The sequence below is a fragment of the Kluyvera huaxiensis genome (assembly GCF_040149365.1).
Classification (GTDB): Bacteria; Pseudomonadota; Gammaproteobacteria; order Enterobacterales; family Enterobacteriaceae; genus Kluyvera; species Kluyvera intermedia_A.
The window spans coordinates 34,134-48,428 of sequence record NZ_JBEFLV010000007.1; the positions used below are offsets into that span (position 1 = coordinate 34,134).

The 14,295-nt window shown below is 54.1% G+C and carries 12 protein-coding genes; 6 read left to right on the top strand and 6 right to left on the bottom strand.

The window, feature by feature from the left end; all coding sequences use genetic code 11:
• Positions 1 to 34: 34 nt before the first annotated feature.
• The 3 genes from glnD (at position 35) to ABOC97_RS09200 (ending at position 4,063) form a co-directional block, all read left to right on the top strand.
• Positions 35 to 2,707: a bifunctional uridylyltransferase/uridylyl-removing protein GlnD gene (gene glnD, locus ABOC97_RS09190; RefSeq protein WP_349596607.1), complete on the top strand. Its 2,673-nt coding sequence runs from the start codon at positions 35 to 37 to the stop codon at positions 2,705 to 2,707.
• Between the two features lie 34 nt (positions 2,708 to 2,741).
• Positions 2,742 to 3,566 (top strand): 2,3,4,5-tetrahydropyridine-2,6-dicarboxylate N-succinyltransferase, encoded by an 825-nt coding sequence (dapD, locus tag ABOC97_RS09195; RefSeq protein WP_052285401.1) that lies wholly within the window; start codon positions 2,742 to 2,744, stop codon positions 3,564 to 3,566.
• A gap of 107 nt (positions 3,567 to 3,673) precedes the next feature.
• Positions 3,674 to 4,063 (top strand): DUF3461 family protein, encoded by a 390-nt coding sequence (locus ABOC97_RS09200; RefSeq protein ID WP_349596610.1) that lies wholly within the window; start codon positions 3,674 to 3,676, stop codon positions 4,061 to 4,063.
• Between the two features lie 48 nt (positions 4,064 to 4,111).
• On the opposite strand, the gene cdaR is transcribed toward ABOC97_RS09200, so the two are convergent.
• The 3 genes from cdaR to dgt all read right to left on the bottom strand — a co-directional run bounded on the left by cdaR (position 4,112) and on the right by dgt (position 8,524).
• On the bottom strand, positions 4,112 to 5,269 hold the full coding sequence (gene cdaR, locus ABOC97_RS09205; protein ID WP_234505153.1) for a DNA-binding transcriptional regulator CdaR: 1,158 nt from the start codon (positions 5,267 to 5,269) through the stop codon (positions 4,112 to 4,114).
• 158 nt (positions 5,270 to 5,427) lie between these two features.
• Complete coding sequence (gene degP / locus ABOC97_RS09210) at positions 5,428 to 6,873, bottom strand: serine endoprotease DegP (protein ID WP_234505156.1); 1,446 nt, start codon at positions 6,871 to 6,873, stop codon at positions 5,428 to 5,430.
• Positions 6,874 to 7,009: 136 nt separating this feature from the next.
• Positions 7,010 to 8,524 (bottom strand): dGTPase, encoded by a 1,515-nt coding sequence (gene dgt / locus ABOC97_RS09215; RefSeq protein ID WP_349596613.1) that lies wholly within the window; start codon positions 8,522 to 8,524, stop codon positions 7,010 to 7,012.
• Positions 8,525 to 8,607: 83 nt separating this feature from the next.
• Between dgt and mtnN the strand changes: the two genes are divergently transcribed.
• From mtnN to ABOC97_RS09230, 3 genes are read left to right on the top strand one after another with little or no spacing between them, the layout of a single operon-like run.
• Positions 8,608 to 9,306: a 5'-methylthioadenosine/S-adenosylhomocysteine nucleosidase gene (mtnN, locus tag ABOC97_RS09220; RefSeq protein ID WP_061282402.1), complete on the top strand. Its 699-nt coding sequence runs from the start codon at positions 8,608 to 8,610 to the stop codon at positions 9,304 to 9,306.
• The gene (gene btuF, locus ABOC97_RS09225; protein WP_234505165.1) at positions 9,299 to 10,099 is read left to right on the top strand and encodes a vitamin B12 ABC transporter substrate-binding protein BtuF; all 801 of its coding nucleotides are present in this window, start codon (positions 9,299 to 9,301) and stop codon (positions 10,097 to 10,099) included. The genes mtnN and btuF overlap by 8 nt, the downstream gene beginning before the upstream one ends.
• A gap of 14 nt (positions 10,100 to 10,113) precedes the next feature.
• Positions 10,114 to 10,737, top strand: coding sequence for a TRIC cation channel family protein (locus ABOC97_RS09230; RefSeq protein ID WP_349596617.1), 624 nt, complete (start codon positions 10,114 to 10,116; stop codon positions 10,735 to 10,737).
• 60 nt (positions 10,738 to 10,797) lie between these two features.
• Here the strand turns inward: ABOC97_RS09230 and erpA are convergent, their stop codons facing one another.
• The 3 genes from erpA to ABOC97_RS09245 all read right to left on the bottom strand — a co-directional run bounded on the left by erpA (position 10,798) and on the right by ABOC97_RS09245 (position 14,289).
• Positions 10,798 to 11,142 carry an iron-sulfur cluster insertion protein ErpA gene (gene erpA, locus ABOC97_RS09235; protein ID WP_234505168.1) on the bottom strand — a complete coding sequence of 115 codons (345 nt, stop codon included), beginning with the start codon at positions 11,140 to 11,142 and terminating at the stop codon, positions 10,798 to 10,800.
• A gap of 82 nt (positions 11,143 to 11,224) precedes the next feature.
• The gene (gene clcA, locus ABOC97_RS09240; protein ID WP_349596621.1) at positions 11,225 to 12,643 is read right to left on the bottom strand and encodes a H(+)/Cl(-) exchange transporter ClcA; all 1,419 of its coding nucleotides are present in this window, start codon (positions 12,641 to 12,643) and stop codon (positions 11,225 to 11,227) included.
• Between the two features lie 281 nt (positions 12,644 to 12,924).
• Positions 12,925 to 14,289, bottom strand: coding sequence for a PTS ascorbate transporter subunit IIC (locus tag ABOC97_RS09245; protein WP_234505171.1), 1,365 nt, complete (start codon positions 14,287 to 14,289; stop codon positions 12,925 to 12,927).
• Positions 14,290 to 14,295 lie beyond the last annotated feature (6 nt).

Genomic DNA, 14,295 nt, shown 5'->3' on the forward strand with positions numbered 1-14,295 from the left:
TTATAGGTGATAGTTTTTTCTTATGGGTGGTTTGATGAGTAACTCCTTACCTGAACTGGCATGCGCAATTCTCCCCACCCTGCCCGGCCAGCCGGAAAACCCGGTTGATTGGCCGCAAAGCAGCCTGAACTGTGCGGAGATTAAAAACCGTCTCGATGATTTTCAGCGCTGGCTGGGGGAAGCCTTCGATAACGGCATCTCCGCTGAACAGCTGATTGAAGCCCGCACCGAATTTATCGATCAGCTCTTACAGCGCCTGTGGCTGCTGTACGGCTTTGGCGAAGTAGAAGATGCCGCGCTGGTTGCCGTCGGTGGCTATGGCCGGGGTGAGCTGCATCCGCTTTCCGACGTAGACCTGCTGATCTTAAGCCGCCAAAAGCTGTCCGATGAACAGGCACAAAAAATTGGCGAACTGCTGACGCTGCTGTGGGATCTTAAGCTGGAAGTCGGCCACAGCGTGCGTACGCTGGAAGAGTGCCTGCTGGAAGGGCTGTCGGATTTAACCGTCGCCACCAACCTGATTGAGTCCCGCCTGCTCATTGGCGACGTTGCGCTATTCCTGGAGTTGCAAAAAAACGTCTTCAGCGAAGGTTTCTGGCCGTCCGAAACCTTTTTCCCCGCCAAGGTTGAAGAGCAAGAAGCACGTCACCAGCGCTATCACGGCACCAGCTACAATCTGGAGCCGGATATTAAAAGCAGCCCCGGCGGCCTGCGCGATATCCACACCATACAGTGGGTCGCTCGCCGCCACTTTGGCGCCACCTCGCTCGACGAAATGGTCAGCTTCGGCTTTCTGACCGAAGCCGAACGTAACGAACTCAACGAATGTCTGCATCTGCTGTGGCGGATTCGCTTCGCCCTGCACCTGGAACTTAACCGCTACGATAACCGTCTGCTGTTCGACCGCCAGTTGAGCGTCGCGCAACGGCTGAAATATGCCGGTGACGGCAATCAGCCTATCGAACACATGATGAAGGATTTCTATCGCGTCACCCGTCGGGTCAGCGAGCTCAATCACATGCTGCTACAGCTGTTTGATGAAGCGATTCTCGCCCTCACCGAAGACGAAAAACCGCGGGCGATTGACGATGATTTCCAGCTACGCGGCACGCTTATCGACCTGCGCGACGACACGCTGTTTATCCGCGAGCCGCAGGCCATTCTGCGCATGTTCCACATCATGGTGCGTAACAGCAGCATTACCGGCATTTACTCGACCACGCTGCGCCATCTGCGCCATGCCCGTCGTCACCTTAGCCAGCCGCTGTGCTATATCCCGGAAGCACGCGAACTGTTTCTGAGCATGCTTCGTCACCAGGGAGCCGTCAGCCGCGGCCTGCTGCCGATGCATCGCCACAGCGTACTGTGGGCCTATATGCCACAGTGGTCGCATATTGTCGGGCAGATGCAGTTTGACCTGTTCCACGCTTACACCGTCGACGAGCACACTATTCGCGTGCTGCTGAAACTGGAGAGTTTTGCTCGTGAAGAGACACGTCCGCGCCATCCGCTGTGCGTCGATCTCTGGCCGCGTCTGAATCACCCAGAGCTTATTCTGATTGCCGCCCTGTTCCACGATATCGCCAAAGGGCGCGGCGGCGATCACTCAGTTCTCGGCGCGCAGGACGTGCTCAAGTTTGCCGAACTGCACGGTCTCAACTCGCGGGAAACCCAGTTGGTTGCCTGGTTAGTGCGCCAGCATCTGTTGATGTCGGTCACCGCCCAGCGTCGCGATATTCAGGATCCAGAAGTGATCAAACAGTTCGCCGAAGAAGTACAGACCGAACATCGTCTGCGTTTCCTGGTGTGCCTGACGGTTGCCGATATCTGCGCTACCAACGAAACCCTGTGGAATAGCTGGAAGCAGAGCCTGCTGCGCGAGCTGTACTTTGCCACCGAAAAACAGCTGCGCCGTGGGATGCAAAATACGCCGGATATGCGCGAGCGCGTACGCCATCATCAGATGCAGGCGCTGGCGCTGCTGCGCATGGACAACATTGATGAAGAGGCGCTGCACCAGATCTGGAACCGCTGTCGCGCCAACTACTTTGTGCGCCACACGCCAAACCAGCTGGCATGGCATGCCCGCCATCTGCTCAAGCACGATCTGACTCAGCCGATGATCCTGCTCAGTCCCCAAGCCACGCGCGGCGGGACCGAAATATTTATCTGGAGCCCGGACCGGCCTTATCTGTTCGCCGCCGTTTGCGCCGAACTCGACCGTCGAAACCTCAGCGTTCACGACGCGCAGATCTTCACCACCCGCGACGGCATGGCGATGGACTCCTTTATTGTACTGGAGCCGGATGGCAGTCCGCTTTCCGGCGACCGCCATGAAGCTATTCGTTTCGGGCTCGAACAGGCAATTACCCAGCACAGCTGGCAGCCACCTCAGCCACGTCGCCAGGCAGCAAAATTGCGCCATTTCTCCGTCGATACCGAGGTGAATTTCCTGCCGACGCATACCGACCGCCGCTCGTTCCTTGAACTGATTGCGCTCGATCAGCCAGGGCTTCTGGCCCGCGTCGGTCAGGTGTTCGCTGACCTCGGAATTTCGCTCCACGGGGCTAGAATTACGACAATTGGTGAACGAGTAGAAGATTTATTTATAATCGCCACCGCGGACCGGCGTGCCCTTAATAATGTGCTGCAACAAGAAGTGCAACAACGGTTGACAGCAGCCCTCAATCCAAACGATAAAGGGTAACGATTTTTTTATTAGTAAATGGAAAGAGTAAACAATGCAGCAATTACAGAACGTTATTGAGTCCGCCTTTGAGCGTCGCGCCGACATCACGCCGGCAAATGTGGATACCGTAACTCGCGAGGCGGTTAACCAGGTTATTTCTCTGCTGGATTCCGGCGCGCTGCGTGTCGCTGAAAAAATTGACGGCCAGTGGGTCACTCACCAGTGGCTGAAGAAAGCGGTTCTGCTCTCTTTCCGTATTAACGATAACCAGGTTATCGACGGAGCAGAAAGCCGCTACTTCGATAAAGTGCCGATGAAATTCGCCGACTACGACGAAGCACGTTTCCAGAAAGAAGGCTTCCGCGTGGTACCACCAGCGGCAGTCCGTCAGGGTGCTTACATCGCACGCAACACCGTACTGATGCCTTCCTACGTCAACATCGGTGCTTACGTTGACGAAGGTTCCATGGTTGATACCTGGGCAACCGTCGGTTCTTGCGCGCAGATCGGTAAAAACGTTCACCTGTCCGGCGGCGTCGGCATCGGAGGCGTACTCGAGCCGCTGCAGGCTAACCCAACCATCATCGAAGATAACTGCTTCATCGGCGCCCGCTCCGAAGTAGTTGAAGGCGTGATCGTTGAAGAAGGCTCTGTTATCTCCATGGGCGTTTACCTGGGTCAGAGCACCAAAATCTACGACCGTGAAACCGGCGAAGTATTCTATGGCCGCGTTCCTGCAGGCTCCGTGGTGGTCTCCGGCAACCTGCCTTCGAAAGACGGTAAGTACAGCCTGTACTGCGCGGTTATTGTGAAGAAAGTTGACGCAAAAACCCGCGGTAAAGTGGGCATCAACGAACTGCTACGCACGATTGATTAATAAGATATGAAAAGCGGGGGCTACCCCGCTTTTTTTTATCTCTACGCTGGCGGAAAATGATTTTTTCGTTAATTATTCAATAGTTAATTTAGATCAAGGGTACCGCTATGTACGATAATCTGAAAAGTTTGGGCATTACCAATCCTGATGAAATCGATCGTTACAGCCTCCGGCAGGAAGCCAACAACGATATCCTGAAAATCTATTTCCAGAAGGATAAGGGTGAGTTTTTCGCTAAGAGCGTGAAGTTCAAATACCCACGCCAGCGTAAGACCGTGGTCGCCGACGGCGTAGGCCAGGGGTTCAAAGAGGTGCAGGAAATCAGCCCTAACCTGCGCTACATAATTGACGAGTTAGATCAGATTTGCCAACGCGATCGTACGGAAGTCGACCTTAAGCGTAAGATCCTCGACGATCTGCGTCATCTGGAAAGCGTTGTCACCAATAAGATCAGCGAAATTGAAGCCGATCTGGAAAAACTGACGCGTAATAAATAACGCTCGTGCACTGTATCTCCCCGGCCGCGCTTCGCCTGGCCGGGTTTATCAACGTTGTTCATCCAGCTGCAACGCAATATACAGCAGTAGCCGGTCGTCAAAATTCCCCAGATCCAGCCCCGTGAGCTCCGAAATTCGATTCAATCGATACTCCAGCGTATTACGATGAATAAACAGCGCCTTTGAGGTCGCCAGCGGCTGCACGTTGTGACGGAACCACGCGGCCAGCGTCCGGCGTAATAACCCGTTGTTATCCATCGCTTTCAGACGCGTTAACGGGCGGGAAAGCTCGTTGGCCTGCCAGCCGCCGCGCAGGCTGTCCAGCAGCACCGGCAACATCAAATCCTGGTAGAAATAGCTGCGGCTGTCGGGCATTCGCTGCTTGCCAACCATCATGGTGGTACGGGCGGTGCGGTAAGAACGGGCGATACTGCCCGGCCCGGTAAAATAGTTACCCAGCGCCACGCGAAAACGCAGGTGGCCGTTCTCCTTCATGCGTGAAATCAGCTGCTCTACACGTTTTTGATGATCCTCCGCATCCCAGCGACCGAACGGGTTCAACGCCGGTTTCAGCACCACCATTTCGGTCAGCGAAACAATCGCAATCAGGTTGTTGCGCTCCGGCGTGGTCAGCGCATTTTGCAGCTGCTGCAATTCCGCCATAGCGCTATCCACGCCCAGCTGTCCGCTGTCGACCTCTACCACCGCCGCGACGCGCGGTTGATTAAGATCGATACCCAGCCGCTGAGCCCACTCGGTCAGCGCGGGCGTATTCTCTTCGGCCTGGATAAGATTCATCACCAGCTCTTCACGCAGACGGCTATCCTGCGCCAGCAGGTGCATCAGGCGCGACTGTTCCAGCATCATCTCCGCCGTCATACAGACCAGCTCACCGTACTTACGCAGCGTCTCCGGCTCACCGGTCAAACCGATAACGCCGACGATTTCGCCTTCCAGCCGCAGCGGCAGGTTAATCCCCTGACGTACCCCGTGCAGATGGCGAGCAACCGCATCGTCAATATCGACCACGCGCCCCTGAGAAAGTACCAGCAGCGCGCCTTCGTGCAATTCACCAATACGCTCGCGGTCGCCGCTGCCAATAATGCGCCCACGGGCATCCATTACGTTAATATTGGTATCAATAATACGCATCGTGCGCGCCACGATATCCTGCGCCATTTTAGTATCGAGATGCCAGCTAGCCATGAACCCCTCCTGTGAGCAGGTTACATGATAAGAAAGATGTATACGGCTCGCACTGTGCAAACGCACAAAGCACGATTGAGATCTGTGGAGTTGTGGGGGGCTTCACATAACGGGGGAAAGAAACCCTTTCCCCCGAGAAGGAAAGGGTTCAGGAGGGATTACTGCATCAGCAGGTAGATAGAGCTATCACCACGCTGAATGTTCAGCGCCAGAACGGAAGGCTTGCTATCGAGGATTTTGCGCAGCTCGGCGATATTTTTCACCGCCTGCTGGTTAGCCCCAACAATCACATCACCTTTCTTCAGACCAATCTGCGCCGCCGGTGTACCCGCTTTCACGGAGCTCACCACCACGCCCTTATCCTGGCCTTTATTGCTCATCTCAGCACCTTCGATACCGTTGAAGATAGAGCTGGAGTCCACCTGGTTCTGGCTGCTCTGCTGCAGTTCAATCTCTACCGTCAGCGGTTTACCGTCACGCTGCAGGCCAAGGCTGATTTTGCTGCCGATTGGCATAGTGCCAACCTGCGCACGCAGCGCCGCGAAGCTGCTGATCGGTTTACCGTTCAGAGCGGTAATCACGTCACCGGCTTTAATGCCCGCTTTCGCCGCAGAGGAGTTCGGCATCACCTGACTGACGAAAGCACCGCGCTGAGCATCAACCTTCATGGCTTTCGCCAGTTCGGAGTTCAGCTCGGTACCCATAATGCCCAGCTCACCGCGCTTAACCTGGCCGAATTTCACCATCTGATCGGTGAGGTTTTTCACCATGTTGCTTGGGATAGCGAAGCCAATACCGATGTTACCGCCGTCCGGTGCGAGGATCGCGGTGTTGATACCGATAAGCTCGCCGTTCAGGTTAACCAGCGCACCGCCGGAGTTACCGCGGTTAATCGCGGCATCGGTCTGAATAAAGTTTTCGTAGTTTTCGACGTTCAGGCCGCTACGACCCAGCGCAGAGACAATACCGGAGGTAACAGTTTCACCCAGGCCAAACGGGTTCCCGATAGCCACGGTATAGTCGCCAACGCGCAGAGCGTCAGAATCCGCCAGTTTAATTGCCGTCAGGTTTTTCGGATCCTGAATCTGAATCAGTGCGATATCAGAGCGCGGGTCTTTCCCCACTACTTTGGCATCAAACTTACGGCCATCGCTCAGCTGAACCTTAATCACGTTGGCGTTATCAACCACGTGGTTGTTGGTGACGACATAGCCTTTCGCCGCGTCAATCACCACCCCGGAACCCAGGGCCATAAATTTCTGCTGCTGCTGCGGGCTTCCGCCGCCGTTACCGCCATCCGGGCCTGCTCCCTGACAGAATGGGGAGCTCTGGAAAGGTGAACCGTCCTGGCAGAACGGCGAGTTGTCGCCAAAGAACTGCTGGAAGTTACGCCCCATACGCGGGGTATTTACCGTTGTGCTGCCCTCAACATTAATGCTGACGACAGACGGCATCACCTTTTCCAGCATCGGCGCCAGGCTTGGCATTGGCTGTGCAGCAGATGCGGTGGAAGATGCCGTCTCGGCCGCGCTAGCGGACAACGGAGACAGAGCCAGACTTAAACTAAGAGCCAGTGCACTCATTGCTAACGTGGTTTTTTTCATGTGTTTCAATCTCAATTTCAGATTACGCAAAGTTACGATGTTCGTGACTAATCAGATTCACTTTATGGCACTAAGTTCCCTGCAACTGCACTTGGGAAAAGTAAAAATTTATTGAGCGTCTTTACAAAACTTCTGATTATTCCACCGCCATCAACCGTCGATATTCATCCCACGCGTAGAGATCGGTCATACCGCTGATATAATCCTGAATCAGCCGACAACGATAATAATATTCCATTACCGGAAATTCCACGGAGTCACGCGAAATTTTATTAACAGCCTCAACATAAGCTAAACGATGCCGCGTTGAGAGCTTGCAAAAGAGTCGTGATTCTATTGGCAAGTGGCGCACACGTTCATGTTCCACCAGCTCACTGAAATCACTCAGTGATAATTTTAGTAGCGGCGCATAAATATCCAGTAAGCCGCCAATCACCCGATAACCCTGTAATTCTAACTGCTCGACTTCAGGATGACTAAAGACATGTTTTATAGCTACATTTTTATATAATGCAAGCAGCTCGCTGTAGCTGCTTTCATCTTCCAGCAGCGCCTGATTAAAATCACCGTCATAGATTTTCTGCAGATTGTCTATAAATCGCTGTGCCGCATAAGGCACCAGCTTATTTAATGTATTCACCCGCAAATACATGAAGAACTGATCTTCCGCACTTCGGCTTAATGAATTAGAGCGAGATTTATCCCAGGCATTTTCGACAACCTGCGCGAACAGCGAACCCTTTGTATGATTAGGCCACGCCTCATATAAATGTTGATAGAGTTGCTCAACGCTGAAAATTCGTTTTTCTACCGCATCCTCAAGATCCGCGACGCAATAAGAGATATCATCAGCCGCCTCCATAATCCAGGTTAATGGGAAGCGATTGTAAGGCGCCAAATCAAGTTCTTTACGTAAGCGCGCAATATAGTGCTCTTCGGCCAGGTAATAGCCCGGTTTTTTCATTAAATAGCTGTGCGTTTTCGGCACGTCGGTCGCCCACCAGGCCGGACGGGTGTATTTTAAAATGCATCCCACCTGCGCCCAGGTCAGATTCATACGCATCAGGGTATGCACCAGGCGGATGCCCTGCGCGTTACCTTCAAAATGACACAGATCCTGACGCACTTTACTGCGTAACACGTTTAGCACTTCTTCACCTTCTCGCAGTTGCAGGTCGATGACCTCGCAGCGATCGTGGCTCTGCGGCTGCTGGCGAGCATCTTTGGGTGCCAGACGGTGGCTGAACCAGTCGTTAATTGCCGCCTCACCAAAGTGACCAAACGGCGGATTGCCAATGTCGTGCATCAAACATGCCATCTCAACAATACTTTCGAATGGCCCGGTCAGTTCATCCAGCCCGTAGGTTGCGAGCAGATTTTTCTCTTTCAGGCGGCTGAGGATCTCTTTGGCGATGTAGCGGCCAACCTGCTGCACCTCCATTGAGTGCGTCAGGCGCGTGCGCACCGCTGCGTTACGCTCGAGCGGGAAGACCTGCGTTTTCTGCTGTAATCGCCGAATCGCCGGAGAATTAATAATGCGCCCGCGATCGCTCTCGAAGATGCGCAGGATTTCATGTTCAGAACTGACGCCCTGCGGTGAACGATAGCGCCGATGCCAGTTAATTTTATTGCGAAAATCAATCGTAGCCATAGCCTCTCCGTCGCGAGAAATGCGCTTCCCCTGAACCGCATGATAGACTATGCCTTTAAACATGGCACATCGCGAGTAAATCTATGAAAATCGGCATTATTGGCGCAATGGAAGAAGAAGTTACGCTGCTGCGTGACAAAATCGAAAATCGTCAGACCATCACCATTGGCGGTAGCGAGATCTATACCGGTCAGCTTAACGGCGTTGACGTCGCGTTACTGAAATCAGGCATTGGTAAAGTTGCCGCGGCAATGGGCGCAACCCTGCTGCTGGAACGCTGTCAGCCGGACGTCATCATTAATACCGGTTCCGCAGGCGGCCTCGCGCCAACCCTGAAAGTAGGCGACATCGTGGTCTCCGACGAAGCGCGCTATCACGACGCTGACGTTACCGCATTCGGCTATGAAATTGGCCAGATGGCAGGCTGCCCGGCGGCCTTCAAAGCAGACGACAAACTGATTGCCGCTGCCGAAGAGTGCATTAAATCCCTCGATCTGAACGCCGTACGCGGCCTGATCGTCAGCGGCGATGCCTTCATCAACGGTTCCGTCGGTCTGGCAAAAATCCGCCATAACTTCCCGCAGGCGATTGCGGTTGAGATGGAAGCCACGGCGATTGCTCATGTCTGCCACAGCTTTGCCGTGCCGTTTGTCGTGGTACGCGCGATTTCCGACGTTGCCGATCAACAGTCCCACCTGAGCTTTGACGAGTTCCTGGCGGTTGCCGCCAAACAGTCAACGCTGATGGTTGAAACGCTGGTGCAGAAGCTGGCGCGTGGCTAAGCGGCTCATCACAGGGCTGCTGGCCCTGCTGCTTAGCGTCCCGGCGTGGCTGTGTGCCGCGCCGCGGGTTATCTCCCTTTCTCCCGCCAATACCGAACTGGCCTTTGCCGCCGGGATCACCCCGATTGGCGTGAGCGCATGGTCAGACTATCCCGCCGAAGCCAAAGCGATTGAGCAGGTTTCCTCATGGCAGGGAATTAATCTGGAACGCATTGTCGCCCTCCATCCAGACCTGGTGCTGGCGTGGAAAGAAGGCAACGCCGAACGCCAGGTGAACCAGCTGCGCGCTCTTGGGATCGACGTTTTATGGGTGGATACTCACAGCATTGAAGAGATTGCCGCCACGCTGCGCCAGCTCGCGAAATGGAGCCCAACGCCGGAGAAAGCCGAGCAGGCCGCAACCGCCCTACTGCATGACTATACGCAGCTCAAAGCGCAGTACGCCAACGCCCCGAAAAAACGGGTGTTTATGCAATTTGGCTTTAACCCTATTTTCACCAGTAACAAAAACGCGATTCAAAACCAGGTACTGGAGATTTGTGGCGGTGAAAATATCTTCGCCGACAGCCGCGTCGCCTGGCCACAGGTGAGCCGTGAACAGGTGCTAATGCGTCAGCCGCAGGTCATCGTTGCCGCGGGCGACGAGAGCCAAATTCCGAAAATTCAGCAGTACTGGGCCAGCCAGCTCACAATCCCCATCATTCCCCTCAATAGTGACTGGTTTGAACGGGCAAGCCCACGTATTATCCTCGCCGCAAAACAACTCTGTACTGCACTCGAGCAGGTTCATTAATTGGGTAATTGGTCATGCTTGTTTATTGGCTGGATATTGTAGGCACCATGGTTTTCGCGGTCTCCGGCGTTTTGCTGGCGGGTAAGCTGCGTATGGATCCGTTCGGTGTGTTGGTGCTCGGTGTCGTCACCGCCGTCGGCGGCGGTACCATTCGTGACATGGCGCTGGCCAACGGCCCGGTATTCTGGGTAAAAGACCCAACCGATCTGGTCGTGGCGATGGTCACCTGTATGCTGACGATTGTGTTGGTGCGCCAGCCGCGCCGTTTACCCAAATGGGTGCTGCCGGTGCTGGATGCCGTCGGTCTCGCGGTATTCGTCGGCATTGGCGTCAACAAAGCGTTTATCGCCCACTCCGGGCCGCTGGTTGCTATATGTATGGGTGTCGTCACCGGCGTCGGCGGCGGGATTATTCGTGACGTGCTGGCGCGTGAAGTTCCGATGATCCTGCGGACTGAAATCTATGCCACGGCCTGTATTGCCGGCGGGATTGTCCACGCAACGGCTTACTACACCTTTGATGTGCCACTGGAAAACGCCAGTATGATGGGAATGGTGGTAACGCTGGCTATTCGCCTGGCGGCGATTCGCTGGCACCTGAAGCTGCCCACCTTTGCTTTGGATGAGCCTGGCCGCTAAATGAAATTGCCCGCCAGAAGGCGGGCAATTAAAATTCACATCACAGCCCGGACAAGCACATCAGATGCTGAACGAAGAACCACAGCCGCAGGTGCTGGTTGCGTTCGGGTTGGTCACGATAAAGCGTGAACCTTCCAGCCCTTCGGTATAGTCAACGGAACCGCCCACCAGATACTGCAGGCTCATCGGATCGACCACCAGGCCTACGCCCTGTTTTTCGATGGTCATATCGCCGTCGTTGATCTGGTCATCAAAGGTAAAACCATACTGGAAGCCGCTGCAACCGCCGCCCGTGATATACACGCGCAGTTTCAGATTTGGATTTTCTTCATCCGCGATCAGGACTTTTACTTTTTTGGCTGCGGCGTCGGTAAACTCCAGCGGCAGCACTACGTCATCACTCATTTTTTGCTCCCATTAATACTGCAGGTTCAGGTTAATATTCACCCGACTCTTTGTGTCATTATCTAATACCCGAGTAAATCGTTCAAGTATTCTCCGGCGCTGACCGCTGGGCTTTCGCCTCCTGTTCAGCTTCCTGCTTGGCAAGGGTTCTTGCCAGAATCGTGGCGTAGAGCGGCTGTCCACCGAGGAACTGCGCTAATAGCGTGGCACCGAGCCCGGTAATAATCATTGGCAAAATGAGCTGATAATTATCGGTCATCTCCAGCACCAGCACGATTCCGGTGAGCGGTGCACGTACGGACGCCGCTAACAGCGCCCCCATTCCAGCGATAGCAAAGGTCCCCGCTTCCAGATGATAAGCCGGGAAAAGATTCATCGCCGCCATCCCAAATGCGGTACCCAGCAGCGTACCCAGCGCCAGCATCGGCGCAAAAATCCCACCGGGAGCTCCGGAGGAAAAGCACAGCAGCGTCGTCGCGACGCGGGCAACAAACAAGAACAGCAGCGCGCCAACGGTATAGTTCCCGGCCGCCGCAATTGGGATTAGGCTAAATCCACCGCCGGAGGCCGCCGGGTGAAACAGGCCGAGAATACCGCAGCCACCCCCTATCAGGCCGCCAACTAACACCCATTTTTTGATATCACCACCGTGAATACGGAAGAACATATCCTGAGTTTTCAGCACCAGCGTGTTAAACAGTGGGCCAACGCAGCCAAAAATAATCCCCAGCACCAGATACAGCCACAGCGTATTAACTGGCGCATTCGTCAGTTTACCGACTTCAATCACCGGCGTTTCGCCGTTAAAGATGCGGAACATGATGCTCGACATAATGACGCCGACGAACACCGCTTTAATCGAGATAAGACTGTAGCGGAACTGCGGGCGCATCTCTTCGATAATAAACAAAATGCCCGCCAGCGGCGCGTTAAAAGCCGCCGAAAGCCCCGCCGCCGCACCTGTTGCCAGCAGCGTATGACGCGACTCTTCGCCGCGCTGGCGGAAAATATCCCCCACCATGCGGCCGATATTGCCACCAATTTGCACCGTCGGTCCTTCGCGTCCCAGCACCATCCCGGCACCCAGCGTTCCCATGCCGCCGACGAATTTCACCGGCAGCACGCGCCACCAGCGCACCGGACGCAGCTCTTCCAGCGCACCTTCAATTTCGGGAATACCTGACCCACCGGCTTCCGGCGCAAAGCGGCGCACTAGCCAGTAGCCCACCATCGCCAGCAGGGCCGATAAAATAAACGCCAGCGGCCAGACGATAAACCAATGATCGGCGACCTGCGCCAGCGTAGCGATACGCGCGTTTTGCACCCAGTTCACCGCATGCTCAAACGCCACGCCAACCAGCCCCACCAGAGAACCGACAACGGCAGCCGACAGCAGTACCATCAGCGGCGTTTTATCCCGGTTCAATAATTTACGCACCACATCGCGGCGGCGTAAATGAACGATCCGTTGTGCCTCTAAAGGAGTTATCTCTGCTTTCATCACGTCTTCACTAATTGGTAATACAAATGGAAAGGGAGAGCATTTTACTCACACCTGTGCGCGTCGTCGCGAAAAAAAACGCGTCGCGAATGCTTTGTTGCACCGGGGTAAAATTTTAGTTCATCAGCGGTTAGCGTGAATGAATAGAAAGCGGCGCAGAAGATCAATTGAACGAACCGACCGGTTGACGTCCCTGATAACTCGATCTCTGCACCAGATAAGATAGGCGCTTAAATGAAATATGCCTCCAGAAGGAGGCATATTTTATCCCGCGTAATTTACTACTCTTCTACCACAACTTTCTTTTTACCCAGGAAGTTGTAGACCACGAGGAGTGCGAAAATACCGGTAATGGTCATGGTTATCGTGCCAGGCGTCATAAAGCGCGCCATGTTGCCAAGGATAATCCCAACGACGCCGAAATCGGTATCGGAGAAGGTGGTGTTGGTTAAGCCCAGCGCACCCAGCACCGGAATCAGCGCAACAGGCAGGAACGTAATCAGAATACCGTGAGCGAATGCCCCGATAATCGCCCCGCGTTTACCCCCGGTCGCATTACCGAACACACCGGCCGTTGCGCCACAGAAGAAGTGAGGAACTACGCCCGGTAGGATAAGTACCCATTTGAGCTGCCCAAGAATAAACAGCCCCACCAGACCGCCAACGAAGCTGGAGATAAAACCAACCAGCACCGCGTTAGGCGCATACGGGAAGACAATTGGGCAATCCAGAGCCGGTCTGGCGTTTGGCACCAGGCGCTCAGAGAAGCCGGTGAACGCAGGCACGATTTCAGCAAGGATTAAACGCACGCCCTGCAGGATAATAAATACCCCAGCCGCAAAGGTAATTGCCTGGATAAATGAATAAACCAGGTAGTTCTGACCATGACTGAAATGACTTTCGACATACTCTTTACCGGCTGAAATAGAGAGGACCAAATAAATGATCATCATGGTCAGCGATATTGAGATCGTACTGTCGCGTAAGAAGCTCAGGTTCTTAGGCATGTTCATTTCTTCGGTAGATTTGGAGCCTTTACCGACAACGGAACCAATCCATCCAGAAAGAACGTAGCCAACCGTACCGGTGTGTGCCAGAGCAACCTGATCGCTACCGATAATTTTACGCATGTAAGGCTGCGCAATGGCGGGGAAAAATGCCATCAGCATGCCAAGGGCCAGCGAGCCGGTATAAATCAGCTGCACGCCTTCGAAACCGGCGACAGAAAGAATAATTGCCACCATACAGGCCATGTAGAAGGTCACATGCCCGGAGAGGTAGATGTATTTCAGTCGGGTGAAGCGAGCAACAACGATGTTTGCCACCATACCAAACGCCATGATTAGCGTGGTTGGTGCACCGTATTTTTCCAGAGCAATGGATACCATTGCTTCATTGTTCGGGATAATACCCTGTACATCAAAGGCTTGCTTAAAGATATCACCTAGTGGTGATAACGAACCCACCAGGACTGAAGCCCCCCCGGATAGCACCAAAAAGCCCAGAATCGTTTTAACGGTCCCTTTAATCACATCAGGGAACGATTTTTTTTGGGCAACTAAGCCAAACAGAGCCACCAATCCGACGAGGATTGATGGCACCTTCATGATATCGACAATAAGCTGTAAAAAGTTTTGAACAAACATATTAAC